Annotated in this window: 23 protein-coding genes; 4 read left to right on the forward strand and 19 right to left on the reverse strand. The window is 40.2% G+C overall.

The window, feature by feature from the left end:
- Positions 1-154: 154 nt before the first annotated feature.
- The 5 genes from QSJ81_RS13150 to QSJ81_RS13170 form a co-directional block, all read right to left on the reverse strand.
- Positions 155-1840, reverse strand: coding sequence for a glutamine--tRNA ligase/YqeY domain fusion protein (locus tag QSJ81_RS13150; protein WP_285717833.1), 1686 nt, complete (start codon positions 1838-1840; stop codon positions 155-157).
- Positions 1841-1978: 138 nt separating this feature from the next.
- Entirely contained in the window at positions 1979-5032 is a 3054-nt protein-coding gene (locus QSJ81_RS13155; protein ID WP_285717834.1) for an AAA family ATPase, read from the reverse strand.
- Positions 5029-6183 (reverse strand): exonuclease SbcCD subunit D, encoded by a 1155-nt coding sequence (locus tag QSJ81_RS13160; RefSeq protein ID WP_285717835.1) that lies wholly within the window; start codon positions 6181-6183, stop codon positions 5029-5031. Before QSJ81_RS13160 ends, QSJ81_RS13155 begins: the two co-directional genes overlap by 4 nt.
- A gap of 385 nt (positions 6184-6568) precedes the next feature.
- Positions 6569-7213: a YigZ family protein gene (locus QSJ81_RS13165; RefSeq protein WP_285717836.1), complete on the reverse strand. Its 645-nt coding sequence runs from the start codon at positions 7211-7213 to the stop codon at positions 6569-6571.
- 82 nt (positions 7214-7295) lie between these two features.
- A complete protein-coding gene (locus QSJ81_RS13170) occupies positions 7296-7736 on the reverse strand; it encodes a YaiI/YqxD family protein (protein ID WP_285717837.1) in 441 nt (146 codons plus the stop codon).
- A gap of 172 nt (positions 7737-7908) precedes the next feature.
- Here QSJ81_RS13170 and QSJ81_RS13175 point away from each other — a divergent pair, with 172 nt between their 5' ends.
- On the forward strand, positions 7909-8226 hold the full coding sequence (locus QSJ81_RS13175; protein ID WP_038674649.1) for a hypothetical protein: 318 nt from the start codon (positions 7909-7911) through the stop codon (positions 8224-8226).
- 185 nt (positions 8227-8411) lie between these two features.
- Here QSJ81_RS13175 and QSJ81_RS13180 read toward each other — a convergent pair whose 3' ends face one another.
- Positions 8412-9377: a phenylacetate--CoA ligase family protein gene (locus tag QSJ81_RS13180; RefSeq protein WP_285717838.1), complete on the reverse strand. Its 966-nt coding sequence runs from the start codon at positions 9375-9377 to the stop codon at positions 8412-8414.
- 240 nt (positions 9378-9617) lie between these two features.
- Here QSJ81_RS13180 and QSJ81_RS13185 point away from each other — a divergent pair, with 240 nt between their 5' ends.
- On the forward strand, positions 9618-10010 hold the full coding sequence (locus QSJ81_RS13185) for a hypothetical protein (protein WP_285717839.1): 393 nt from the start codon (positions 9618-9620) through the stop codon (positions 10008-10010).
- Positions 10011-10035: 25 nt separating this feature from the next.
- Here the strand turns inward: QSJ81_RS13185 and QSJ81_RS13190 are convergent, their stop codons facing one another.
- On the reverse strand, positions 10036-10737 hold the full coding sequence (locus tag QSJ81_RS13190) for a polysaccharide deacetylase family protein (protein WP_285717840.1): 702 nt from the start codon (positions 10735-10737) through the stop codon (positions 10036-10038).
- Between the two features lie 128 nt (positions 10738-10865).
- Between QSJ81_RS13190 and QSJ81_RS13195 the strand changes: the two genes are divergently transcribed.
- Positions 10866-12026, forward strand: coding sequence for a D-alanyl-D-alanine carboxypeptidase family protein (locus tag QSJ81_RS13195; RefSeq protein WP_285717841.1), 1161 nt, complete (start codon positions 10866-10868; stop codon positions 12024-12026).
- 3 nt (positions 12027-12029) lie between these two features.
- On the opposite strand, the gene QSJ81_RS13200 is transcribed toward QSJ81_RS13195, so the two are convergent.
- The 5 genes from QSJ81_RS13200 to hypA all read right to left on the reverse strand — a co-directional run bounded on the left by QSJ81_RS13200 (position 12030) and on the right by hypA (position 15541).
- Positions 12030-12812, reverse strand: coding sequence for a CheR family methyltransferase (locus tag QSJ81_RS13200; protein WP_285717842.1), 783 nt, complete (start codon positions 12810-12812; stop codon positions 12030-12032).
- Between the two features lie 252 nt (positions 12813-13064).
- Complete coding sequence (alr, locus tag QSJ81_RS13205; protein WP_285717843.1) at positions 13065-14174, reverse strand: alanine racemase; 1110 nt, start codon at positions 14172-14174, stop codon at positions 13065-13067.
- Between the two features lie 189 nt (positions 14175-14363).
- Entirely contained in the window at positions 14364-14531 is a 168-nt protein-coding gene (locus tag QSJ81_RS13210) for a Spo0E family sporulation regulatory protein-aspartic acid phosphatase (RefSeq protein ID WP_285717844.1), read from the reverse strand.
- Positions 14524-15198: a hydrogenase nickel incorporation protein HypB gene (gene hypB, locus QSJ81_RS13215; protein ID WP_285717845.1), complete on the reverse strand. Its 675-nt coding sequence runs from the start codon at positions 15196-15198 to the stop codon at positions 14524-14526. The genes QSJ81_RS13210 and hypB overlap by 8 nt, the downstream gene beginning before the upstream one ends.
- Position 15199: 1 nt before the next feature.
- The gene (gene hypA / locus QSJ81_RS13220) at positions 15200-15541 is read right to left on the reverse strand and encodes a hydrogenase maturation nickel metallochaperone HypA (RefSeq protein ID WP_285717846.1); all 342 of its coding nucleotides are present in this window, start codon (positions 15539-15541) and stop codon (positions 15200-15202) included.
- Between the two features lie 192 nt (positions 15542-15733).
- Between hypA and QSJ81_RS13225 the strand changes: the two genes are divergently transcribed.
- Positions 15734-15997, forward strand: a complete 264-nt coding sequence (locus tag QSJ81_RS13225) for an alpha/beta-type small acid-soluble spore protein (RefSeq protein WP_285717847.1) — start codon at positions 15734-15736, stop codon at positions 15995-15997.
- Positions 15998-16139: 142 nt separating this feature from the next.
- Here the strand turns inward: QSJ81_RS13225 and QSJ81_RS13230 are convergent, their stop codons facing one another.
- From QSJ81_RS13230 to QSJ81_RS13260, 7 genes are all read right to left on the reverse strand, one after another.
- Positions 16140-18101, reverse strand: a complete 1962-nt coding sequence (locus QSJ81_RS13230; RefSeq protein ID WP_285717848.1) for a PASTA domain-containing penicillin-binding protein — start codon at positions 18099-18101, stop codon at positions 16140-16142.
- 141 nt (positions 18102-18242) lie between these two features.
- Positions 18243-19361, reverse strand: a complete 1119-nt coding sequence (gene ald, locus QSJ81_RS13235; RefSeq protein ID WP_285717849.1) for an alanine dehydrogenase — start codon at positions 19359-19361, stop codon at positions 18243-18245.
- Between the two features lie 305 nt (positions 19362-19666).
- On the reverse strand, positions 19667-21217 hold the full coding sequence (locus QSJ81_RS13240) for a sigma 54-interacting transcriptional regulator (RefSeq protein WP_285717850.1): 1551 nt from the start codon (positions 21215-21217) through the stop codon (positions 19667-19669).
- Between the two features lie 152 nt (positions 21218-21369).
- Complete coding sequence (locus QSJ81_RS13245) at positions 21370-21519, reverse strand: hypothetical protein (RefSeq protein ID WP_285717851.1); 150 nt, start codon at positions 21517-21519, stop codon at positions 21370-21372.
- A gap of 233 nt (positions 21520-21752) precedes the next feature.
- Entirely contained in the window at positions 21753-23033 is a 1281-nt protein-coding gene (locus QSJ81_RS13250) for an exo-beta-N-acetylmuramidase NamZ family protein (RefSeq protein ID WP_285717852.1), read from the reverse strand.
- 181 nt (positions 23034-23214) lie between these two features.
- Complete coding sequence (locus QSJ81_RS13255) at positions 23215-23904, reverse strand: methyl-accepting chemotaxis protein (protein WP_285717853.1); 690 nt, start codon at positions 23902-23904, stop codon at positions 23215-23217.
- A 475-nt stretch (positions 23905-24379) separates the two neighbouring features.
- Positions 24380-26467 carry a diguanylate cyclase domain-containing protein gene (locus QSJ81_RS13260; RefSeq protein WP_285717854.1) on the reverse strand — a complete coding sequence of 696 codons (2088 nt, stop codon included), beginning with the start codon at positions 26465-26467 and terminating at the stop codon, positions 24380-24382.
- Positions 26468-26678 lie beyond the last annotated feature (211 nt).

Here is a 26678-nt window from a genome sequence, read left to right on the forward strand (position 1 = left end):
TATGGTTCTACAATTAGGAGCAGCTGCTTTTCTCTTCATTGCAGCTTGCTTCATATTATTGCAAATGATTCACAGTGCGGGGATTATTTGAAATAAGCACGCTGACTTAAACCAAAATAAGGAGCTCGTCATTTTGCTGACGAGCCCCTTATTTTTATGCCTTCTGTGCTTTTGCCCAGGAATCCCTGAGCCCTACAACACGATTAAATACAGGTAACTCTGCTGTAGAATCCTTAGCATCCAAGCAGAAGTAGCCTTGGCGTAAGAATTGATATCGTTGGTCTGCAGTAGCCTTAAGCAAACTAGGTTCTACCATACAATTTGTCAGTCGAATCATGGAATTAGGATTCATCGCTTCCTTAAAATCCTTTTCCCCTTGCTCGGCATCTTCTTCTTCTGAAAGCAAATAGTCATATAATCTCACTTCTGCTTGAGCAGCCTGAGGAGCAGAAACCCAGTGCAGTGTTCCTTTCACCTTACGAGTTGTTCCACTACCACTCTTGGTTTCTGGATCATATGTGCAACGCAGCTCGATGATCTCACCAGTTGTTTCATCTTTAATTACTTCTTCACATTTTATAAAGTAAGCATTTTTCAAACGCACTTCTTGTCCTGGAGCCAAACGGAAGAATTTTTTTATTGGTACTTCCATGAAATCATCCTGCTCAATATAGATTTCTCTTGAAAAAGGAATCGTGCGACTGCCCATTTCAGGCTGCTCAGGATTATTTTCTGTTTCCAACTCTTCTACTTGACCTTCAGGGTAATTTGTAATGACTACCTTCAAAGGACGTAGTACAGCCATAGCCCGTATTGCCTTGCTATTTAAATCTTCTCGAATACAATGTTCCAGCATAGCAATATCTACAGTACTATTGCTTTTTGCAATCCCGATACGTTCACAGAAATCACGAATGGCTTCTGGAGTATACCCACGACGGCGCAACCCTGAGATGGTAGGCATCCGTGGATCATCCCAACCATCTACTAAACCTTCTTCTACTAACATTCTAAGTTTGCGCTTACTCATTACCATATTCGTGATATTTAAACGGGCAAATTCAATTTGCTGGGGACGAGCTTCCATTGCAAGTGAGGAAATCAACCAATCATAAAGAGGACGATGATCTTCAAATTCTAAGGTACAAATAGAATGAGTAATGCCTTCTAAAGCATCAGAAATAGGATGTGCAAAATCATACATAGGATAAATGCACCAGGTATTACCTGTACGATGATGCTGCGCCCGCATAATACGATACAAAATTGGATCCCGTAGGTTTAAGTTTGGCGATGCCATATCAATTTTAGCCCGTAATACTTTAGAGCCATCGGCAAATTCACCAGCTCTCATACCGGCAAATAAAGCAAGATTTTCGTCCACAGAACGTTCACGATGAGGACTATTTTTACCCGGTTCTGTCAAAGTACCACGATATTCTCGCATTTCTTGAGGACTCAAATCACACACATATGCTTTTCCTGCTTTGATGAGTTTCACAGCACAGTTATAGATCTCCTCAAAATAATCAGAAGCATAAAACATACGGTCATCCCAATCAAAACCTAGCCATTTTACATCTTCTTGAATCGAATCTACATATTCAACTTCTTCTTTACTAGGATTCGTATCGTCAAAGCGCAAATTACACAAACCCTGATATTCTTTCGCAATACCAAAATTAAGGCAAATGGACTTTGCATGTCCGATGTGCAAATAGCCATTAGGTTCTGGTGGAAAGCGGGTATGCACTTTGCTATTGTTTTTATTTGTTTTTAAATCTTCGTTAATAATATTTTCTATAAAATTTGAAGATATTACAGCATTTGTCGTAGTCATCCTTGAAACCCCTTCTCGATTTTTAATTCTTTATATCCTTTTATCTTATTCACAGTTCGGCATTTATCGCCCTTTTCCTGCTTATACCAAACATGCTACTACGTATATAATAGATAAAATAACCATTTTAGCTAAAAATTAACCAATTCTAAAGCAAGCTTTACTACCCCGTTCTGTTGCCATAACTTCTAAGCGGGCATCAATTCGTTCCTTTAGTTCGGGTACATGAGAAATAATACCCACCAGACGTCCCCCCTGCTGCAAATCGACTAATGCTTTAATCGCAAAATCTAAAGATTCAGGGTCCAAGGTACCAAAGCCTTCGTCGACCAAAATCGTATCTAAATGTATCCCGCCTGAATAGGATTGAACAACATCAGCAAGTCCCAAGGCTAACGACAAGGAGGCCAAAAATGTCTCACCACCAGATAAGGTCCCTACACCTCTAGCAATACCTGTATAGTTATCAAAGACTTCTAAATCTAGGCCACCTGCTGCATTCTTTCTTGCTCGATCCATGGTCCGCTGCAAATAATATCGATTTCGACTCATCATTTTGAGTCGTTCATTCGCTGCTACAATCACATTATCTAACAAGGTTCCAAGTACAAAACGCTGGAGCGTTAATTTATGTTCATTACCACCATTGGCTACCTCAGCGAGGCGCCCTACCACTGCATACTCAGCTTTTACCGCGTCCGCCTTTTCATCGATCTGGGTTATCCTTTTTATCCAAGATTGTTGCCGCTTAATTTGCGCCTCAAGATTAGTATGGGCGGCAAATACTTCATTATACATTTCTTGGTCCTCTGCTACTACCCCTTCTAGATGCATCAAATCTGGCATTACTAAATCTTTTGCTGCCTGGGAAGCCTGCTCTACTCTTATCGATGCTGCACTGAATTCCAGATCAAAATCAGCAATCTTTTCTTTTAATCTCTGCATTCCTTCTTGTGACTTCTTAGCTTGTTCATAATCTTCCTTGTCTAAGAAACCAGCTTCACCAATACGCACCATAAATTGTAATTTTTCTTTCTCATATCGTTCTTTGTCTTCTAGCAAGCGGCTCTTTATATTTTCTAATACGGTCTGATCTTTAATAACGAGTGCTTGGGTTTGTTGTAAATTCCGTTGTGCTTGTTCCCAAGCCATCTTATATTCTTGGCACTTCCGTTCAGTATCTTTTAACATACTTGCCAATTTCTCTTTGTCCTGAAGTTCTTGTGGTACCGCCAAGCGCCTCTCTGCCAGAACCGTCTCCGCTGCTTTTAAAAGAGTGTCAGCCTGTCGCCATTCTTCCGCTACCTGCTCTAATGTCTCATTTATTTTACTATGTTCATTTACTAATACTTCTAATTCTTTGGCTAGTTCCTTGGCTTTCTTCTCCCCGGTCACCGCTTGTTCATATTGTTCCCTTAACCCTTTTGTAACTTCGTCTAGCTCTGCCACGGAAAGCCCGGTGTGCTCATTTAGGTCAGACTTTAAATCTTTTATTCGAAGTTCCCAGGTATTCTTTTCCGTTTGCAGTGAACTATTCTGACTACGGAATTTCTCCCGTTTCTTTTCTAGAAGTTCTAACTGTGCTTGCGCTTTTTTGATCTGCTTTTCATCAGGCATATCTTCTGAGGAATGTGCAAGCTTTGGATGATTGGTTGCACCACACACAGGACAGCTAGCACCTTTTACTAAATGACTCGCCATTAAGGCCGCTTGTCCCTTTACCCAGTTATCCTGCAGCTGGAGCAATGCCGTTTTAACGATTTCATATTCTTCATCAAATTCAGCCAATTGCTCTCTGGAAGTAGTTACCTGCACATCCAACTTAGCAAAAGTTTGGCATGCCTCATCGAATGATCTACGTTTTATTAGCAAACGCTCTGCTTCCTGCCACTGTGCCTCTCTATTACCAACCTGCAGGGCCAGCACCTGATATTGTTCTTGTTCAACGAACAACTGGTCCATCTTCTGCTGCGCCTGAGTACACCTGAGCATTACTTCTTGTTTCTTATTCTCTACTTTAGTAAGCTCCTTGTGATTTTCTGCCAATCCTTTCAAAGACTCTTCCAGGAGAACCACTTTTCCTTCTAATTGTTGCAGACTTAGAATATCACGGGCAATATTGTTCCGTTCTACTTCTTTCTTAGCTTCAACCGTAAATATTTGCTGCGCCTCATTTTCTTTTGCGATATCTGTTTCTAACTGCAACAAATATGTTTTGCTTTTCTCTTCTAATTCCATTACATCTTGAGCACACTGTAGTAAGTTTTTTTCTAAATCTCCCAGAGTTGCTGCTGCAGTTGCACGAACGAAATTAACTCTTTCCTCTTCTATGACCCTTTTTTTATCAGTAAGTTCGGCTAGAGTTTGTATTGCTTTTTCTTTTTCTTTTATTTTTTCTTGAATAACCCGCCCTTGGCTAACCGCTTGCTGAGCCTGTTGTAATTGTTCCTTTGCCTTTTTTATCTCCAGCAGCAAAAGCGCTGCTTCTTTTTGATTTTCTTTAAGACTCGCCAAAAGTTCAGGTAAATCTGCGGCACTTGCTTCCTGCAATATCCACTGGTGCTGCTTTGTTAATTCTTCATTAGCCATTTTCAATTGCTGAGCATTTGCCTTTAACTTATCCTCTATCGTCCGGTATAAATCAGTCTTAAACAAGGCTTGCATAATTTCTTGTCGTTCACTTGAGTTGGCAGTCAGTAATTTCCGAAATTCACCTTGGGGTAATAATACCACTTGCCTAAATTGACTACTTTTGAATCCCAATACCACTTCGATTTGCTTCGTAACATCCAACCATTTTGATGCCAAGAGTGTAGGCTGGCCTGAGAAGGGAATACTCCATAGCTCAGCCTTAGGTGGCATGATCATTTTGCCCTCGCCCCTTTTCTTGGGGCGTTCTTGCTCTGGAATACGTTTTACTTGATAGCGTGCCTCTCCAATCGCAAATTCAAAGGAAACCTCTGTAATAACAACCTCTTCTGCATGATCACTGCGCATAGATTTCCCATCTCGCTCTACACCACTGGCATCACCATAGAGAGCAAAACACATACCATCTAAAATTGTAGTTTTCCCCGATCCGGTTGGACCATGAATCAGGAAAAAATTCCTGTCTTGCAATTCCCTAAAGTCAAGTTTTTGCAGCCCTGCATAAGGACCAAAGGCTGTCATCGTTAAACATAGCGGTTTCATAAACCGGCCTCTCTTTCCTGCCGATATAACTCCTCAAGTACCGTTACTAATTGGGCCTCCTGCTGAACCGTCATCGACTCTCCTGTCATTTGTGAGAAGAAAGAGGCGAATAATTCCTTTTCACTAAGTTTTCGATGGTCCGCCCCTACACCAGCCAGCATACCGCTTTTAGAAAATCGGGGGTATTCAATCTGCAGTACGTTTGGATAAACCTGGCGCAGCCTTCCCATTGCATCTAGAATTGGTTCTGTATCTAGCAAGGTAACTGAGATATAATCCTCTCTATTTGCTGAATCTTGTAGCCCCTCTACTATGTCTTTAAAGGTTCCTTTTATCAGACGTACATCATGGCGGGGAGATAAAGGGATTTGTTCTATTTTAACTTCACCCTCTTGGTTTATCTCTACGATCTGAATACCCTTCTGCTGAGAAGCTTCGGCAAAAGAATATTTTAAAAGAGAACCACTATAGCGAATGTTCGGACTTCCTGCCTGTTGAGAGTTATGCAAATGTCCTAGAGCGGTATAGGAAAAGGATTCAAATACCCTCGGACTCACCATACCGCTGCCACCTACAGATAAGGGACGCTCTGATTCACTCTCCAAACTGCCTGCAATAAAAGCATGAGCTATTGCCACCGAGCGGCAGCCTTGAGGAATCTTCATTTTTACTTGCTGTACCATAGCTTCCATCCCTTGCTCATGTGTGCTAACTTCTGGACAAGCAAGACGCTCCCTAACTAATGCAGGTTCACCATAAGTAAGTGGCGCAAAGCAAACCGGACCGAACTTGTCATACAACGTAATTGGTTCAATTTCCTTTGCTAAAGACCCTACCACATATAAACCTTGACCTGCCAATAATCGGCTGCCAAAGCCTAAACGTTCTGCACTGTCATGGTTTCCAGCTATCATAATAACAGGGACCTTATAGTCTAATAAAATTTGCGATAAAACCTCATTTAATAACTCCACAGCTTCAATTGGCGGAACTGCCCGATCGTAAATATCGCCAGCTATCAAAATAGCATCGGGTTTTGTTTCTCGCACCAAGTCCTTAAACTGCTCCAAAATATAAGCTTGATCTTCGGTTAGGTGAATCCCATGAAACAACCGGCCTAAGTGCCAATCCGAAGTATGTAAAAAGCGCACAATCCCAATCCTCCTTCAGCTATTTTTTACCTTGTCATTGCAAAGATAAAGAAGACTTGATTCAGATGGAGTTTTAACTCCATCTGAATCTTAGCCCTTCTTATCCAGGGACTTGTCTGCTCTTAACTCCCACTTATATAAGTGAGCCTTGGATTCGAAAATCCTTAGAGCGAACTTACTTCGAGTTTACAGACTGTTATCCCAACCAGAGGGCAGGATATTACAGGCTGTTAACGAGATAAGTGAGCCTTGGATTCGAAAATCCTTAGAGCGAACTTACTTCGAGTTTACAGACTGTTATCCCAACCAGAGGGCAGGATATTACAGGCTGTTAACGAGATGAAAATGAGAGTCTTAGAGCGGTTTAGTCATCGGATAAATCGAATTATTCCTGAAAAGAAATAGGAGTATCTACATACATTTGCCCTCCGCGATTCAAGATTGCTTGTCCAGCTGTCCAATCCGTAATCTTTTTCTCCAATATTTCCTCTTGTCCTACCTTCTCTAACACGGTCAAGGTTATTTTATCGGTAAACTGTTTGTCTTCAATTCGATATCCTTGCATTCTAAGCTGGTTTTCTAACATCCCAATAAAGGTATAATCAATGGTTACTTCTATACAAGTATGATTTTGCCGTTCTGTCGTACCAACCGCCTTTAGACCCGCACTAGCACTTTTGCCATAAGCGCGAATTAAACCTCCAGCCCCGAGTTTAATTCCGCCAAAATAACGAGTTACTACGATCACCGTATCCTTAAGCTGGTTTTTCTTGATAATCTCCAAAATAGGTTTACCTGCTGTACCTGATGGCTCACCATCGTCATCCGCCTTTTGATATTGGTCATTCTCTCCTACCACATAAGCAGAACAATTATGAGTCGCGTTCCAATGCTTTTTCTTTATTTCTTCAATAAAAGCGGTGGCAGCCGCTTCTGTTTCTACCCGTTTTACATAGGATATAAATCGAGATTTTTGAATCTCAATTTCTGCATCACCATAACCGCTAACGGTTACGTAATAGTCCAACATTCTTAACACCTCGATCTTAGCATATCACAACATCGTCCAAATTTTATTAAACGAATTAAATACCAATCCTCATTGTCTGCATCTATACGATTGTGGCTGACAGCATTTCTTCCAAACAACTATAAAATCGACTATCCTCTTGCGTTGTTCTCTTATTCGGTCCTTTGGTGCGGCCACCGCTACGACGTAACTTGGCTTTTACCTCACGTTCTTCTAACAAAAATTCAATATTTTCATTAGTAAACACTCGCCCAACAGGGCTAAGACAACTAGCCTTTTTTCCTAATACCATTGCCGCTAATCCCCAATCCTGGGTAACGATGATATCTTTCGCCTCCGTCAAATTAAGTACTTTAATATCCGCTTCTTGAGAAGCATCTCCTACCACCACATGATAGTCTGACACAATATTATGATTAAAGCTGGCTACTGTCCACACAGGTACAGAATACCTACGTCCCAGTTCCATACATATCTGTAGAGCATTCTTGGGACAAGCATCGGCATCTACTAAAATTTTCATCCCATCATCCTTTGTCATTTATAATTCCTTACAGAATTTTACCATATTTCCCTCCTATTATCTCCAAAATTTTTACTTGTCAAATTACCAGTACTAAATTAAGATAAAAAATAGATACCAACCAGAGCAGTTGGTTATACTATTACAACTAACAATAAAGGATGATAACAACATGGATGACAAGACAATAGTAGATTTTTATGAACCCTTTGGCTTTTATGAAACAGAAATTGAAGATGGCTGCACTGCTCTTCTTTATGAAACATTAAATAATGGTGATTACGCCTTAGTTACCGATGGCGATGGAACAATGCCAGAAGACTTAGAGCAAGAAATCATCTTCGCCTATTATTCTGCTGACGGAGCCTTCTCCTGGAGTGTGAGCTTCGAAGATTCTCATCACTTCTTTGAACTATTAGGCAAAAATACAGACAGCAACCACCTGATCGATATCGTAAAAAGCTATCGCGATAGTGGCGACTATTATTAAAAAGATTTTAATAATAAGGGGTTCTGAGATAAGTATCTCAGAACCCCTTATTCTATTCCAAAGATTATTTTTTTAGCAGATCTTGGCTCTTTGGAATAAAGCAATCTCTTCTGCTTCTGCAGGATTAACAACCAGATATTATAGGTAGATTTTCCATTCTCATCTACACGTTTCCTGCTATTAATTTATTTTTTCATCATACGTACTAGCGTCCGACCACAAGCACATGGATTATCATCCAGAGAGCAAAGAATGCCGGTGGAATAACGAACTAACGGCATCGCCTCTAAGGTGAGACTCGTTAGAACTAACTCACCAACTTCTCCCATAGATAACGATTGTCCACTTATTGGATGTACAACTTCTGCATAAAAGCAATCTTCCTGAATATGTAGCCCTTCTTGGCAATGACATTCCCCTGCTATAGCCATCCCCCAAAGATCCTGCATTCCATAAATCTCAACCGGCCTTTTACCATAGAGTTCTTGGATCTCTTTTTCCTGGTATGAAGATATGGATTGGGTATCACAAAAAATAACTTGCAATGGTAATTCTGCTAAGTTGACCTGGGCTTTTTTTGCCTCATGCGCCACTGCCAGCAAATGAGAGGCATTGGAATATACAGCAGTAACACCAAAATCTTGAATTTCTTGAATCTGCTGTCCTATGTTATTAGTATCCGTTACCCAAGTTGCACCAGTTTGCTGTACTCCATACTGCATACTATAATGATTATTGCATTCACCTGTTTTACTAAGAATCTGAAAAATAGAGGTCATATTTACGCCCCCAGCAACCAACAAGCGTGATATAAGCTCCGCCCACATACCCATATCGTTTTTTGTATAACTTATTGCCGTATTTGCAAGGCCCCCCTTTGAGTTTTTATGAATATAGGAAACCCCACTAACAGGCATAGTTAATAATCCATAAGGATAGTTACTAACAATATCCTGAAAAGTCGTTACAGGAATCCTAGCTAGTTCATCTACTTTTGTGACGTCCTCTGGCTTCACGCCACACTCATCAAAACGTTCTTTATATAAAATACTTTTCTCATAAACACGCTCTATGACCTTCGCTATTTTGTAATGTTGCCAAGCCTTCATATCACTTTTAGCTAACGTTTCCACTTGTTGATTCCAAAACATTACAATACCTCCTCTGTATCAATACTATTTTTTAGCGCCACACCAAACCCTACTTGTCCCTATTTCTCTGTCAATACAAGATAACCTTTTACCTAGGAAATTAACACAAATGCTTCATATTTACTGACTCATTGGGCAACCTATATAAAGCACACTAAGTACTGCTTTTAATACCATAAATGATATGTGCACTGATGGCAAATTTTTAGTGTGTTTTATATAATATCGGAGGTGTACTACATGGATGGAATGATTTGTACTAACTGTAATACTTGGATGACCTTACAGGTCAAAAATTGCCCCAATTGCAATTCCAGCATTTATCTCGAAGGAGAAAACAAAAATGTGATTGACCGCATAGATCCGAACTGCCTCATTTATCGTTATGACGGTTCAGATCTATTAGAACCTGCGGTTGTTATCAAACAACTAAAAGCGAATATGAAAGTAGCAACGAAGCTCCAAGAATATTCTAACCCGATTACTGTACCTAAACATAAAGTATATGCCTTTAACCCTAACGTGTTAAGCTCCATTCAAGGCTTACGCAATGAGCGGACTGCTACTATTATGCGCTACGACCAACTGATTCAATCTCATTGGCAACAGTTAAAGCCATACAAGACGGAGTAGCAAAATACTTTTCCAAAACTATCTCCTAATTACGTACTTCATAATACTGCAGCAGCTCACTCACTGTTACAATACTATATCCCTGCTCACGGAGCTTATCAATTATGATGCCTATCGCTTCAGGTGTAGGCAATGGATATTGCCCTTCATGCAATAATACTATACTCCCAGGTTCCACATGCTGCATGACATTATCAACGACCTGTGAAACACTTGGTCTGCGCCAATCACCAGGATCAATAGACCATAAGATGGTAGTGTAACCACGTTCCTTAGCTTCTGCTAGGACATTGTCATTATAAGCCCCCCCTGGAGGACGAAACAATGTTGGTTTCGGTGCCACTAATGTAATCGCTTTTTCTGCCTTATCCAGCTCTTCTTCGCTCTCTCTCTTACTCATCTTAGCTAAAGATTTATGACTATAGGCATGGTTAGCAATTTCATGACCATCCGCTACTGCCTGCGCTAAAAGTTCAGGGTGGGCGGCGGCATTTTCTCCGAGAATAAATAGGGTTAGCTTAACCTTTTTTTCTCTAAGAATGGCCAACATGAGGGGCGTAGTTTTATAATGTGGGCCATCATCAATTGTCAGTGCCACTACTTTATGAGTTGTGGGCACTTTTTTTATCACTTCGTTTTGCTGCGCTACCATCCCCTGAATGATTACAGCGGTAGATAGTATTACACCAAAGATTCCGGCAAAAAAACCAAACCTTCTCCTTCTCATATGAAAAGCCTCCCAATTTGCTCTTATTCATTGGATCTTACGCAAAAGAATAGAAAGATATGCCTGGAAACTCGCATGATTCTAGACTTACAGCAATATACTATAAGAGCTTTTACGAGGAGGATGAAATGTGGATGCGGTTTATTTATAACGTCATACTCCTATTTTGCCTTTTACTTTACCTACCGATTTCAATAGTTTATAGTGCTCCACCGAAGATTGAAGCCCAGGCAGCCATATTAATGGATGCCAAAACGGGCCAAATACTCTATGAGAAAAACAGTCATGCCCGAAATGCACCAGCCAGTACCACCAAAGTATTGACAGCTATCATAGCAATTGAAAGTGGTCATCTTGACGACGAGGTAAAAGTCAGCTCTCGGGCTGCTAATACAGCAGGTTCTTCTATGCATCTAAGCTCTGGTCAGATTATCTCGATGCGAGAGTTAGTTACTGGACTTTTATTACGTTCAGGAAATGATGCCGCCGTAGCCATTGCGGAACACCTCGCAGGTACTGTCGAAGATTTCGTTACTTTAATGAATCAAAAGGCCCAACTCTTAGATGCAACAGCAAGCCATTTTGCCAATCCTCATGGACTTACTGCGCCTGGTCATTATTCAACCGCTTTCGATTTGGCCTGGATATCTAGATACGCATTAACAAATCCAATCTTTGCTACCATTGTCAACACAAAAGAAACCAATATTGAATGGCTAGATCGCCGGGGCAAAGAGCATGATCAAAGTTTGAAAAACACCAATAAATTACTATGGTTACTAGAAGAAGCTGACGGCGTAAAAACGGGAACGACGAATCAAGCTGGGCCCTGCCTCATTGCCAGTGCCACCCGTGGCAATCAAAAATTAATTGCTGTAGTACTTCATGATCATTCTCGGTGGGTTGACTCCATGAAATTATTAAAATATGGCTTTGAGTCCTTTGACTTATATGAATTTGCCAATAAAAATGATATTTTAGGCTCAATCCCAGTCGAAGGTGGTCTTAGTCCAACAATTGATGCAGTAGTTAGCAATATAGCTAGCCTTGTGGTGCCCTCTGCTGATTATGAACATATTACGGTCTCTGTTGATATCCCAGAAAAAATAAATGCCCCTGTGTATCAGGGGCAAAAAATCGGTGAAATTGTTTTTTTTGTCCGCCAGCAAGCAGTGAAGACTGTCGATATTGTCTCTGCCCAGACCGTTGACGAGCGCACAAATAGCAAGATATTTCTTGACTATTTACTTCGTTCCTTCCGCTTTCTTTCTAGCTGGGGAGTACTCTAAAGCTTATAAGGGTTTACGATAAAAAAATGGCAAATAGTGAGCAAAGCCAATATCACGGAAATTCAATATTGCCTCCGTACCACCAACAAATAAAACCCCACCAGGTTTGAGGGCCGCTAAGAACCTTCGATATAAGCCATCTTTTGCTTCCTCAGTAAAGTAAATAACTACATTACGGCATAAAATCAGATCAAAGCCTGTTTCAAATTTATCTAATAATAAATTATGTTTCTTAAATTCTACACGAGAGCGAATATCTTCATCAATCGTATAAGTACTACCAGATTGTTTAAAATATTTGGTAGCTCGGCCAGTTGAGATATTCTTAAATTCCGTATTCGTATAAACACCACTTTTTGCTTTTGCCAACATTTCAATATCAAGATCCGTCCCTAGAATACGATGTTTTGTATTCGGTGTTACATCCTTTAATATCATTGCTAAGGAATAAGGTTCCGCACCAACAGAACAACCTGCACTCCAAATATTAAGTTTCGGGCTTTGAGCTAACAAATCTGGAAGCACCTTGGTCTCTAGCTCGGAAAACTTCTCTGGTGTACGAAAAAATTCTGTAACATTAATTGTCATATAGTCAACGAACTCTTTGTACATCTTTGTATCTTTATCCAATAAATTAAAAAAATCTACATAAGTATTAGCTCCGTAGCGAGTCATTAAATTGTTAATTCGACGCTGCATTTGAGCTGGTTTATAATCATTTAAATTAATGCTAGATTTAGCATTAAATTTTTGTTTAAACAATTCCCAATCCTTTTCATCTACCACGACAACACCTCCACTAGTTTTTAAGTATATTCGACATATTCTATTAATTTCCTACTATATAAAACGAAAAGACTTTTACTTTGAACTTAAGTGTCCGTTAATAGAAAGTTTTATCACGTAATAACCAATAATAATAATAATAATAATAATAATAATAATAATAATAATAAGAGACACCCTCCCTTATTGCGAGTGTGTCTCTTTTGCTAGCCAATTAGAATCAATTATAGAAATGGTATATATTAAAAAACCTCATTCCGCATAGATCCTAGGCACCCTATTTCCTAACATACATACAACTTCATAGTTAATGGTCCCAATCTTTTCTGCTACTTCTTCCACCGGCAACGAGGCCCCACCAAACAAAAGTACTTCATCACCAATCTTGGCGCCAGGAATGTTACTCACATCTATCATACACTGGTCCATACATACCCGCCCCACTAATGGTGCCCTATAGCCATGTACCAAGACCTCCGCCTTATTGGCTAATAAACGGGACCAACCATCCGCATAACCCAAGGGTAACGTTGCTATACGACTTGCCTTTGGCGTAAAGTAAGTTCTTCCATAACTTATCGAAGTTTGCGGTAGTACATCCTTTATAAATCCTATTTGGGTCTTGAATTTCATGGCAGGTCTAAGCTCAACGGTTTTTTTCACCTCATCAGAAGGCCATAACCCATATAGAATGATACCTGGCCTTACCATATCGAGATGCATCCCAGGCAATTCTAATAAGGCTGCACTATTTGCAATATGTCGGATTGGTATATTAATGTTGTGCCCTTTAATATATTCAATACCTTCCATAAATTTATCATACTGTTGAAAAGTAAATGTCTTATCTAGACTATCTGAATCCGCAAAATGTGAATATACACCTTCAATTTCAATGCCGGGCAAAGTAGCTACCGCCGCCGCAAATGCTCCTGCTTCTTGAGGTGGTATGCCAACTCTCGCCATTCCGGTATCAATTTTGATATGTACCTTTATTGTTTTACCTAGAGCTACAGCAGCTCCAGATAGAGCCTGAGCAGTATCTAAAGAAAATATAGTTTGGGTAATATCATGCTCTGCCACTAATCTAGATTGATAAGTAGGTGTATATCCTAATACTAAAATCGGGACCTGGATTCCGGCCCTTCTTAATTCAATCGCTTCCGCCACAATGGCTACCGCCAGCCTATCAGCACCTGCCTGTAATGCTGTTTTTGCCACCGCTATTGCCCCATGTCCATACGCATCCGCTTTAACAACTGCACAAACCTTTGCATTTCTTGTAGTGACTGCTCTGATTTGTTTTACATTGTGCGCAATTGCTGATAAATCAATTTCTGCCCAAACTGCCCTTTCACTCATGTATAGACCCTCCTGTTCACCTAAGAAAAAACAGACGACAAAGGAACCTTCATTCTACTCGCCTCTTGCCGACTTTATCTTTTACATTGCTAATAAAAACTATACTACTCCCAAGAAGCAGAATTGGCAACATTATTTTAAAGAAAAGGACTTGGCATATTCGCCAAGTCCTCAAAATCACCTGTATTCTTATTGTTGATTTTTTGCTTTCTCAAATTCTACTATTAACTGATCTAACTCTATACTTACAGCTGCAACTTCCTGGTCAATTAAGTTACCTGATTTTTTGTCTACTAGTTCGTGAAGATGCACACGCACCCTCTCAATCTCCTGCGCCAATTTATGCAAATTAGACATTACTAGCTCTCCTTGCCCGCTTCATTCTTGCCTGTTCAATAAGCCAATTATACCAATCCTCTAACCCGGTACCGCTTTGGCAGGAAACCTGTAATAAGGTAACCCCCGGATGAATACTAGTAATATCCCCTACTGCACTTTGCATATCAAAATTAGTATAGGGAAGCAAATCCACCTTATTTAAAAGGACTGCACTGGCCTGCTTAAATATTAAAGGATATTTTAAAGGCTTATCATCACCTTCAGTAATACTAAGTACAGTTACCTTAACATCTTCTCCAATATTAAATTCGGCTGGACAAACCAAATTTCCTACGTTTTCAATAACAATTACATCTAAATCTGTAAGATCAAGACAATCTAGTGCACTACGAACCATATTGGCATCTAGATGGCAGCCGCCACCTGTATTAATCTGTACTACAGGGACACCATGTTGCTCTATACGCTCTGCATCCTTTGCTGTAAACAAATCTCCTTCAATTACAGCCATAGAGAGTTTGTTTTTCAATGCTCCAATGGTATTTTCTAGCAAAGTTGTTTTTCCGCAACCAGGTGATCCAAGCAAATTTAATACTAGGATACCAGATTCTCGGAATCGTTCCTGCAACTCGGCAGAAATTTGATCATTTTTATCTAGAATACCTTCCATAACCTTTATTTGCATTTTATTCTACCTCCAGGTAATCAACTGCTAGTTCGCGTCCAGATACCACTGTCACATTAGCAGAGTGACAATGGGGACACAAAAATGAATAGCGCTCTACTGTAAACTGTTTCTCACAACTGCTACATTCTCCAACAAGAGGTACAATTGTAATATCTATTTTTGCGCCGTCAGCTATTGTACCAGCAGATAAAGCAGCAAATCCAAACGTGAGAGATTCAGGCTCAACTTGCGTCATCTGTCCAATGAGTAGCTTAATGTAAGTTACCTTCACCGCACTATGTTCTGTGGCCGTTTTTAGTACGATGTCCAGTATTCCTTGCGCAATGGACATTTCATGCATAGGCCTCACTCCATATTACCATTTTCATACAATGATTTCGTCGTTAAAGAATAAATTCCTGCTACAACAGCAAGTTCCGTCTTTCACATTTCCTTAACGAATTTTTGGAACTATTTACATAAGATAAACTAGAATAATCATTTTCTAATTTGTTGATACTAGAATTACACCAACATAAAGGAGGTGATTATATTGTCTAGAAGTAACAGACCTGTAAACCCAGGTGCTGAAAACGCTCTTGATCGCATGAAACTAGAAGTTGCTAGCGAACTAGGTATTGCTGATCGAGTACGTTCTCAAGGCTGGAATACTATGACTTCTGCTGATTGCGGACGCGTCGGCGGTCATATGGTTCGCAAAATGATTGAGCAATACGAATCTGGCATGAGTGGCAATACTGCTCAAGCTACTAACAGCACACTTACTGCTCAATTTGATGCTAACAAACAATCTTAATCTTGTATCCTAGGGCGGCGCAAGCCGTCCTTTATTTACGGAATCAGAAAGTATAACACTTCCTTGATTCCAAGTAAGAACGACTAAGGCTTCTGCCTGCGTCTGAGGACTTGGCCTAAGCCAAGTCTTTTCTTATTTCATCCTACCGTGGTTCAAAATATATCGTAATCTCTGTTCCAGATTCAACTATGGTATTCTCGGCTATACTTTGTCTTACGGCAACTCCTGTCCCTATAGGCACTATTGATAGGCCAATTTGTGTTATTTTATCACCGGCTTCTCGTATACTCTTACCAGTGACATTTGGCACCACAACTTTTCCTGGAGGTGCTTTAATCTCTGTTGACACATCTCTCACAGGCTGAGGGGGTTCTTTAGGGCTAGGTACTTGATATGTAATTTGAGGATAGATAGCAAGATGCCGCATAATCTGCCCTAAGATTTCACCTGCTATTGGTGCTGCAATTTCACCGCCATAATAAACACCTTGCGGATCATCAAGGACAACTAAAACAGCAACCTGAGGATCTTCAACTGGTCCGAAGCCAACAAAGGAAGCCACATAACGTCCTGCGGAATAACCACTGCCATTATCCTGCAGTTTTTCTGCAGTCCCTGTTTTTCCAGCAAAACGATAGCCTTTTACGAAAGCTTTCTTACCGCCACCTTCTGATACTACTTTCTCCATTAATCCGGTAAGTATCCTTGCTGTTTCAGGAGTAATCGCTTGGCGAACGGTTTGAGTTGTTACCTCCTGATCAATAGAACCATCCGCATTGCGAATTTCTTTTATAATATGAGGTTTTAATAGAACGCCTTCATTGGCAATAGCTGATACAGCGGTAATAAGCTGTAATGGCGTGACTGCAATACTTTGTCCAATAGACATCGTTGCCACATCAGAATCCCGCATATCCTTTGGATCAAATAGTAAGCCTTCCTCTTCTCCAGGTAATTCAATACCTGTTGCTTTGCCAAAGCCAAATAGCTTAGCATATTCTGTCAGCTTATAAGCTCCTAATCTCATACCAATTTGCACAAAACAAGTATTAATAGATTGTTCTATAACCGTAACAAAGGAAATATTACCATAGCTTTCGCCACTCCAATTCTGTATGCGACGCCCGGATACTTCCACAAACCCGGCATCCGTAAATCGCTCTTCTGGGGTTAATTTGCCTTCCTGCAAAGCGGCCGCTGAAACAATACTTTTAAATGTGGAGCCTGGCTCATAGTTATATGCTACCGCTCTATTTTTCCACTCTTGATCACTGTACTTGTAAAACTGGTTCGGATTATAGGTTGGACGATTCGCCATCGCCAATATTTCTCCAGTATGAGGATTCATAACAATTACGGTGGCTCCACGCGGTTTATTCGCGATCATTGCTTTATCCAAACTTTGCTCAACAATAAACTGGATCGCACTATCTAAGGTAAGATATACATTTTTCCCTTGCTTCGGAGGGGTAAAGGTGAAAATCGACTTAAAAATAGGAGTACCTCGACTGTCTGTATCTACTGAGTGCTCGGTTGATTTCCCTTTAATAACGTTATCTAAGGCCATTTCCATGCCATCAAGACCAATGTCATCCGTGCCAACAAATCCCAAAACTTGGGCGGCTAAATTGTCGTTGGGATAATAGCGCTTACTTTCTTCTAAAAAAACCAATCCCTTAATATCCGCCTCTTTGATTACTGCTTGTATCTTCTGCGCCACAACTGGTTCAATCATACGTTTGATCCAAATGAACCGTCCACCTGTCGTTAATTTTTCCCGTAGGTCTACAGGATTCATCTCCAGAAGGGTAGACAACAGAGACACAATTGCATCTGGATCTTTAATCTCTGAAGGATCGGCATATAAGGATTTCGTTAGACTGCTGATAGCTAATTCCCGCCCATTTCTATCGTAAATAGTCCCTCTCGGCGACTGCAGCACTTTACTCTCCTTTACTTGCATCGCCATCTTTGCTGTCATACGCTCACCATTAACAAATTGCAACCACCCAATGCGTCCAAGCAAAATAAGGACCATTCCTAGTAATACACTTAAAAATATAACCATACGCCGCTGTAAGACCACAACGTTTTTTTCTGCCATACAAAATCAACCCTTCCCAAAAACACAATACTGCAACGACTAACTATTCGTCCCAACTAGCGAATTTCCCTGCCAAAAAGCAGTTTGCATTTTCAAAAGAAAAAACACCCGGCAAAGGGTGTTTTCTTATAATTATTTATTTTATGCCAGTATTTCTGTTACTGGAGTATATGGCAAGTTTTGATCATCAGCTACAGCCTTGAATGTCACTTTCCCGAGATAAACATTAAGACCTCTTGCTAATCCGGCATCATCAATAAGAGCCTGCTTCCAGCCTTTATTGGCAATCTGTAAAGCATATGGCAAAGTTGAATTCGTCAAAGCCAAGGTAGAAGTACGAGCCACTGCACCAGGCATATTGGCTACAGAATAATGTACTACACCATGTTTCGTATAAGTCGGTTCACTATGAGTTGTAATACGGTCTATGGTTTCTACAGAGCCACCTTGATCGATGGCTACATCGACAATCACGGAACCAGCTTCCATAGTTTTAACCATTTCTTCACTTACCAACTTAGGAGCCTTAGCACCAGGAACCAGAACAGCACCTACCAAAAGATCCGCTTGTTTAACCCATTTGGCAATATTATAGCTGTTAGACATTACAGTTGTAACTCTACCGCCAAAAACATCATCAAGGTAAGCAAGACGATCAGTCGATTTATCAAGAACAGTAACACGAGCTCCCATACCAACTGCCATCTTAGCTGCATTGGTACCTACAGTACCGCCACCAACAATAACGACTTGACCAGACTCAACTCCAGGTACACCGCCTAAGAGAATGCCTTTGCCACCCCAAGGTTTTTCTAAGAATTGTGCACCAATTTGTACAGCCATACGACCAGCCACTTCACTCATCGGTGATAATAAAGGCAAGGTGTTATTGCGGCCTACAATAGTTTCATAAGCAATACCAATTACTTTTTTCTCTAACATTGCTTTCGTCAATTCAGGTTCTGGTGCTAAATGCAAATAGGTAAATAAAATTTGTCCTTCATGGAATAAATCATATTCAGGAGCTAAAGGCTCTTTTACTTTAATAATCATTTCGGAGGAGTCAAACAATTCTTTCTTATCAGCAATCACTTTAGCCCCTACTTGGGTATAACTTTCATCGGAAAAGCCACTGCCTACACCTGCACTTTTCTCAACAAGCACAGTATGCCCAGCTCTACAAAGATCTTCTGCTCCCGCCGGTGTCAATCCAACACGGTTTTCATTGTTCTTAATTTCTTTAACTACGCCAATAATCATTGTAAGTCCCCCTATTTTTTTCGTTTTGTAATTACAGTAATATATATAACGATGCAATTAGCATTGTTATCTTATACCATATTGCAAAAAACATGCCAATTAATAAAAAAATAGTGATTTACATTTTTTTTGGTATGGTCCAAGGATTGCTTACTTACAACGACAGCCTACTATGCTTCAAAAAGTAATAAGCCTGCTTTTTTATCCTTCATTGGAGCAACTTGTAAACTTTAGTTTCCACAATGCATTCCACTGTTACGAAAAGTTTCCACAAACAGAAAAACGTCTGTCACATATCTTGTTATCTAACTGATGGGAAAATTATACTTTCGCATTTTTTTCAATACGGCAGTATGAGATAATCCTAGCACCGCCCCCATACGCCTAGAGGAACGAAAACGGCGCATGGTTTCCTGTAGAATAACAACTTCTACCTCCGCTAACCGTTCTTCTAATGTTTGATAGGTTTCAAACTGTACTGCTGGTGGCGCTGCCTGAGAACCAGACGGTCTTCCTAAAAATATATGTTCAGGCTGCACTTCTGAACCATCAACTAAATTAACGGCTCTTTCAATACAGTTCTTTAATTCTCGCACATTTCCCGGCCAATTATAATCTTGTAAACGTTCCAGTGCCGCAGCAGAGAACCCGTTGACTGGACGTTGTAGTTTTCCGGCAAAATGTTTTAGAAAAAGTTCCCCTAATAGCTGAATGTCCTCGAAACGTTTTCTAAGAGGCGGTACTAAAATTGGTATTACATTTAGTCGATAATATAGGTCCTCACGAAAAATTTTATCCGCTACCATGTCCTCCAAATTGCGATTAGTAGCTGCAATAATGCGCACATCGATTTCTACTTCCTTAGTACTCCCTACCCGCCGTACGCGGTGTTCCTGAAGCACCCTTAATAATTTAACTTGTAAATGGGCCGAAATCTCCCCCACCTCATCAAGGAATAAGGTTCCTCCATTTGCTAATTCAAACATGCCTGGCTTACCACCTTTAACTGCACCAGTAAATGCACCCTCGGCATAACCAAAAAGCTCACTTTCCAGTAAAGTTTCAGGAATCGCAGCGCAATTAATTGGCACGAAGGCAGCATGAGCCCTTGCAGAAGAACTATGTAATGCTCTAGCAAATAGTTCCTTGCCTGTGCCTGTTTCTCCGCGAATTAATATGGTCGAATCACTAGCAGCATAGCGTTTTGCCTGATTAACCACTTGTCCCATTATGGCACTGGCAAAGGGAATATCAGCAAACGTCATTGGCAAGGATGCCGTCATATTATTCATTAGGCTCCTTACCTCTTGAGTATCACGAATCAAGGCAACAACACCTACGACCTCATTGCCATTATTCCTGAGGGGGATGGTACTAACTACACAATAGCTAGCCCCGCTTTCAATATATACTTCCCGATTATGATAGTGACTACCAGTTAGCAAGGTTTCCTGTATGAGTAGTTTTTTAAATAATACGTCCCCTAAGGGCTGCCCTAATGCTTTCTTTATTGGCAAATTTAGAATACGAGCCGCAGCCGGGTTGTATTGCGTGATCATACCCTCTTGATTAACAGCCAGAATACCATCATGTACTGAGGTTAATATAGCATCAAGCTGCTCCGTTTTTTCCTTAGAAGGCATAAAGGAAATTTCCTCTATTTTTTGCACGCCAACAATACTCGATAATTCCTCAATACACTCCTTACGTTCATCCCCACATACACTTTGGCATTCTAGAAATACTTTATTTTCCTCTAATTCCATTGATATAATATTAATTCTCCGCTTGGCTAAAATTCCTGTAACATCATGAACAATTCCAATACGGTCTATATATAGTATACGCAAATACACCCTCTACACCCCTCTTTGCCATCCAGTCCTACAAGCTGCCCTATAGGGTTTAATTCTTGTTATTATTCATCAAGCCAATCATTATTCCTGCTGTAACCTAACTATACTTATACGAAAAAATAGAGCCTAAAAAGGCCCTATCCTCAATACCCTTACATTTTGTTTTTTTGGCAAACCAGTGCTTTTTCTAAAATATTCTTAAACAGACTATGCTGTTTCTTCTTCATTTCATCCTTGGGCTGCCGATTTTCATGTCTTCGGGTATCTACTTGGTAAACATACGATACCTTCGTAATCATCATAATCGCCCTCCTTTGATGTGCTATATATAAAATATATCGGAGGTTACCAATATTTTCTTAATAGTTTGTGCAATATTTTTCCATATTTTTCAAATAACTTTCCCCTTCTAACACAAGAACTAAGGCTTGGCAAATGCCAAGCCTCAGTTTCCCTAACCGTTACACAAAAGTTGATTCTACTTCATTCCTGAAAAATAAGTAGAATGCTTCGCTATTCCAAAATATCCGCTCACTTATTTGTATAAATAATATTTTTTAGACCTTTCTTGAAATTCTCTAGCATCTTTTTCCCATAAAACTAACAACTCGGAAAGAGAATAGACCCCTTTCCTCACAGTATCATCCCCCGTCGATAAATCCATGGTCCCCTCCGTCTTCGTGCCACGTTGGAATGAGAACTTATCGCCGCTCATCTCCTTTATCTTATAGAGCAAACTTATGCCTGTCTTGACTGGTAAAAATGCTTTTCGGTCAACAATATGTAGTTGCACTCCTGCACAAGCCGTATCCTGATACAAGCCAAAGCGCGGCACAAAGTAAGCAGGGCGAAAAATAACACCAGGCAGCTTCATCGCTGTCATCTTTTCTGCAAGTTCTTGCGCATTAAGCCAAGGAGCACCGACGAGCTCAAAGGGCCTTGTCGTTCCTACACCTTCTGAAATATTTGCACCACCAAATAAGCCCGTTCCTGGATATAATAAAGCCGTATCAGGAGTAGGAATATTAGGTGATGTCATAACCCAAGGCAGGTGTGTTTCATCAAAATACATCTCTCGTTTCCAGCCTGACATTTCGATCACAACTAAATCACAACCAATACCAAACTCCGTATTAAATAATCTTGCTAACTCTCCTACTGTCATCCCATGCCGAATGGGGATGGGATACATTCCGATAAAAGACTCAAAACCTGGCTTTATAAGATTGCCCTCCACCTGCACTCCACCAATTGGATTGGGTCTATCAAAAACCACCATGGTTTTCCCCAGTTCTTTGCAAGCTTGCATCGCATAGGCCATTGTGTAGATATAGGTATAGGAACGAGCACCTACATCTTGTATATCAAAGGCAATTACATCAACATCAGCCAGCATTTCCTTGGTCGGTTTCTTCGTAGCACCATATAAACTATAAATAGGCAGTTTCGTTTTTTCATCAATAGCGCCACTGACTGCATCACCAGCCTTAACCGCTCCCCGAATACCATGTTCTGGGGAATATAAGGCCACCAAATTGGATTTTTCAAATAATATATCTACTGTACTTTGAAAATTGCTATTCATACCTGTAGAATTTGTAATTAAGCCAACACGTTTTCCTGCAAATACCTGCATATAGTTATCAATTCTATCAATACCTAATCGTACAGGCTCTGGTTGAGCAACAATTTCTAATTCTTTTTTGGCTTTTCCTTTTTCCTTCGCTTCAACAATATTCACTACATTGCTGAGACTTACGACTAACACCATTATCAGCAGTAATAGCTTCATCGGATGATCCTTAATCATCTTCATTGAACCTCCATTAAAAAGGAGCCTGCGAGAAAACTCGGAGGCTCCATCTATTCATTTATCCGATGACTAAACCGCTCTAAGACTCCCATCTTCTAAAGTGGGAGTTAAGAGCAGCTAAGTCCCTGGATAAGTGCGACTAAGATTCAGATGGAGTTAAAACTCCATCTGAATCAAGTCTTCTTTATATCTTTTCGCCTGTAATCAATTCGCGTTTCGTGTGTTTTTCTGCTACCGCAGCAGTTTCTTCAATTCCAACAATAATATGTTGCATAGAAGCTTCAATATTTCCTAAAATATCATTTATTTTTTTAGTTGCCTCTACACTATCCTCTGACAGCTTACGAACTTCTGTAGCCACTACCGCAAATCCTCTGCCATGTTCACCAGCTCGCGCTGCTTCAATCGCAGCATTTAAGCCTAAAAGATTTGTTTGTTGTGATACTTTATTAATAAAACCAATTACTTCATGAGTATTGTTAATATGGTTTTTCGCTTCATTGACAGATTCAGATAAAACAACAACCTTCTCATTCAACTCTTCACTCATTAAGACTTGCGACTTAATGAGGTGGTATAACATACCCGTAATAAAGTCGTCCACAACTTTAATATTCGGAGTTTTATTTTCTTCAATCAAACGATTTACCTGTTGGTTGCCGGTGATATTTAGTACTACATTCACATTTGGCATTTTCATTCCATCTCGAACATCAGTAAATGTACGGATGCCCATGTTTTGTGCCATCTTAATTGCTACAGCGTCCATCTTTACATCTACCACACCTATTATTTCCATTTGTGGCACTTGATTCGCCATTTCTAATATTGCAACGCCGCTTCTACCGCCGCCTACCAACAAAATATTAACCAATAACTCCGCCCCCTAAATCATGTTAATCCGTAAAGTACATTATTATTCATTATACTATAAATCAAATTTTTCTACATTAAAAATTTGAGGTATCTTACGCTAAAGATAAGACGGTTCAAATTCTCAATATCATATATCTATAACGAAACTTAACCTTTCGACATATTGTATTTCAAATACCACGGCACACTTTCTTAATAAATTCGCAGATTCATTTGCAGCTAGAGTTCTATCTGCATCCGATATTCACTAATTACAACCGAATGACTTTTCAGTTTCCATTGTTTCCTAATTATAGATGATTTTCAATATTATTACCTCTAACAAAAGGTATAGATTCCTCAATTAGATCCCGCCCCATGTTAACGCAAGAAATATAGATTCCAAAATACATTTAAATTATTCAAAAAAAGAAGCGTCTACCTTAAAAGGTAAAGACGGCGAAGTGTGGATATTTACTTGATAAACTATCCACCTAGGAATCGGCATTTTTTAGCTCACCCGCCAGCTGCAGTTGATTTCGCCCTGAATTCTTCGCCTGGTAAAGAGCATGATCGGCAGCGAGAATCATCTTTTCTGGTGTCAGATCTGCCCTGGGGATAGCGACAGCAATACCAAGACTTACTGTAACAATTTCTGCAACTGGCGACATCTCATGTCGAATCGCCAACTCTCTAACCCGAATGAGAATACGTTCTCCTACCTTAATAGCCCCAGCTTGATCGGTATCAGGCAAAATTACAGCAAATTCTTCTCCACCGTAACGCGCGACTAGATCAGTCCCACGTTTCGCGCCCTCACCTAGCGCAGTGGCAATTTGTCTTAGGCAATCATCTCCTGCGACATGTCCATAAGTATCGTTATACAACTTAAAAAAATCGACATCTAACAAAATTAAAGCAATGGAGGTTTTCTCTCGTTTAGCCCCTTGGCACTCCCGTTCCAGAAATTCGTCAAAATAGCGCCGATTGGCGACGCAGGTAAGACCATCGTGCAATGAAATCTGACATAGTTCTCTATTTAATACTGTCAGTTCTCTAGTTCGCTCTGCTACTTTCCGTTCTAACTCAGCGTGAGCTTGGCGCAATTTTTCGTTTGCCATTTTGCGTTCCGTAATATCTTCAATCATGCTGTCAATACAAAATGTGTCAGTTTGGTGATTGTAATGCTTCAGCGCCGTCATAGAACACCAGAGGGCTGTCCCGTCTTTTCTTCTCAATCGAATCTCTTTATTTTTCACCGTGCCTTCCTGTTCGACCAATTCACTAACTGCAGCGAATTCTTCCTGACTCCAAAATGCCGTTGAAGCTGGAATGGTTAATAGTTCATCCATAGACTCATATCTGAGCATCCTTAGAAGTGCGGGATTTGCATATTTAATAAAAGACTTAGCATCCCCTGTTTCCCGGTAAATACCAATGCTGATATTCTCTACCAAGGAGCGATATTTCTCTTCACTTTCCAGCAAGGCACTGGTTCTTGTACCCAAATTATCAGCCATAGAGTTAAACGTAGCTGCTAGCTGTCCTATTTCGTTTCCTGTTACAACCGAGCTTCTGGCATCCAAATCTCCTTTGGCTAAACGGGCGGCGGCCTCTGATATATCTGTAATTGGCCTTGTCATCATATTGGCAACGGCAATACCAATTAAACTTGCAAGGATAGCGGAAACTATCGTAATCATACACGTTGTCCGTTTAACTTCGCTTACATCTGCCAGAGCTTCTTCTGCTGGTTGCTGAACAATTAAGCCCCATCCTGTTTGCGGTATATAACTGAAAGCAGCCCATTTCTTTTGTTTCTTGTATTCATACTCTACCAAGCCGGTTTGTTTATCCTTCACAGCCTTAACAGGCGCAACCCAGGAGACATCCCGGCCGACCATTCCCCGATCTGGGTGCAGCAAAATATGTCCATCTCCATTAACTAGATAGGCGTAACCAGATTGACCAATCTTGATCTGGTCAATCCGATCAATAATGGTTCGCAAATCCACGTTTAAAATCAGCACGCCTACCAATTGCTGATTTTCATCCTTGATTGGCTCAGCAATAACAACGCCCGGGTATCCAGTGCTTTTCGCAATAATAACATCGGAAACTACTGTCTCGCCGGTTCGTTTTATTTTTTGAAAATATTCCCGATCGCGATACGTAATCGTATCATCAACCACGCGCTCATCCGATCGGGCAATCTGATTGCCTGCACTATCAGCTATAACCGCAATTTGAATATCAGCATCCGCCTTAGTGATGGCCGTAAGTAAGGCATTTTGCTTATCAGGCAGCATTGACTTTACCTCAGCCGTATTTACGACAATCCGCAGCACCTTAATTTTTTCACTAAACATCTGATCAATATCTTCAGCAGTCTGCTTTGCAATATCACGATTCTGATTAAACGCTAATTTAGTCAGAATTTTCTCACTTTTATTTTCAGTTATTAACATAGATAGCAGCAAGGGAAAAATCGTCATACAAACAAGGCAAAAACTCAGCGTTGTCCTCAAAGTTTGCCTGTTCCACAGCTTCGTAACATTATGTAATATTTTAGCAAAAAGCACTCAAAAGCCACCTCCCCACTTACGTAAACTAAAATTTAAATTCGACGACTTCTTTGTTAGCATGTTCCTCTCTATTTCGACAAATTATTTAATATTCCTCTGCTATTTACACAGCCAACTAAAATCTACAAGCCTTTTTTTACTTGATTTTATCTGTGGGGAGCCAGTCATTTTGCTTTACCTACTTCAAAAAAAGATCCGTCTCACCTTG

It is taken from the genome of Pelosinus sp. IPA-1 (assembly GCF_030269905.1).
Taxonomy (GTDB): Bacteria; Bacillota; Negativicutes; order DSM-13327; family DSM-13327; genus Pelosinus.

Excerpts from the sequence above, each read along its gene's own strand:
- QSJ81_RS13230 (WP_285717848.1), bottom strand. The coding sequence starts at position 18,101 with ATGGCAGAAAAAAACGTTGTGGTCTTACAGCGGCGTATGGTTATATTT.
- QSJ81_RS13165 (WP_285717836.1), bottom strand. The coding sequence starts at position 7,213 with ATGTTGGACTATTACGTAACCGTTAGCGGTTATGGTGATGCAGAAATT.
- QSJ81_RS13155 (WP_285717834.1), bottom strand. The coding sequence starts at position 5,032 with ATGAAACCGCTATGTTTAACGATGACAGCCTTTGGTCCTTATGCAGGG.
- hypB (WP_285717845.1), bottom strand. The coding sequence starts at position 15,198 with ATGCAAATAAAGGTTATGGAAGGTATTCTAGATAAAAATGATCAAATT.
- ald (WP_285717849.1), bottom strand. The coding sequence starts at position 19,361 with ATGATTATTGGCGTAGTTAAAGAAATTAAGAACAATGAAAACCGTGTT.
- QSJ81_RS13250 (WP_285717852.1), bottom strand. The coding sequence starts at position 23,033 with ATGAAGATGATTAAGGATCATCCGATGAAGCTATTACTGCTGATAATG.
- QSJ81_RS13210 (WP_285717844.1), bottom strand. The coding sequence starts at position 14,531 with ATGTCTAATTTGCATAAATTGGCGCAGGAGATTGAGAGGGTGCGTGTG.
- QSJ81_RS13185 (WP_285717839.1), top strand. The coding sequence starts at position 9,618 with ATGGATGGAATGATTTGTACTAACTGTAATACTTGGATGACCTTACAG.
- alr (WP_285717843.1), bottom strand. The coding sequence starts at position 14,174 with ATGAGTGAAAGGGCAGTTTGGGCAGAAATTGATTTATCAGCAATTGCG.
- QSJ81_RS13195 (WP_285717841.1), top strand. The coding sequence starts at position 10,866 with ATGTGGATGCGGTTTATTTATAACGTCATACTCCTATTTTGCCTTTTA.
- QSJ81_RS13175 (WP_038674649.1), top strand. The coding sequence starts at position 7,909 with ATGGATGACAAGACAATAGTAGATTTTTATGAACCCTTTGGCTTTTAT.
- QSJ81_RS13170 (WP_285717837.1), bottom strand. The coding sequence starts at position 7,736 with ATGAAAATTTTAGTAGATGCCGATGCTTGTCCCAAGAATGCTCTACAG.
- QSJ81_RS13245 (WP_285717851.1), bottom strand. The coding sequence starts at position 21,519 with ATGATGATTACGAAGGTATCGTATGTTTACCAAGTAGATACCCGAAGA.
- QSJ81_RS13150 (WP_285717833.1), bottom strand. The coding sequence starts at position 1,840 with ATGACTACGACAAATGCTGTAATATCTTCAAATTTTATAGAAAATATT.
- hypA (WP_285717846.1), bottom strand. The coding sequence starts at position 15,541 with ATGCATGAAATGTCCATTGCGCAAGGAATACTGGACATCGTACTAAAA.
- QSJ81_RS13190 (WP_285717840.1), bottom strand. The coding sequence starts at position 10,737 with ATGAGAAGGAGAAGGTTTGGTTTTTTTGCCGGAATCTTTGGTGTAATA.
- QSJ81_RS13180 (WP_285717838.1), bottom strand. The coding sequence starts at position 9,377 with ATGTTTTGGAATCAACAAGTGGAAACGTTAGCTAAAAGTGATATGAAG.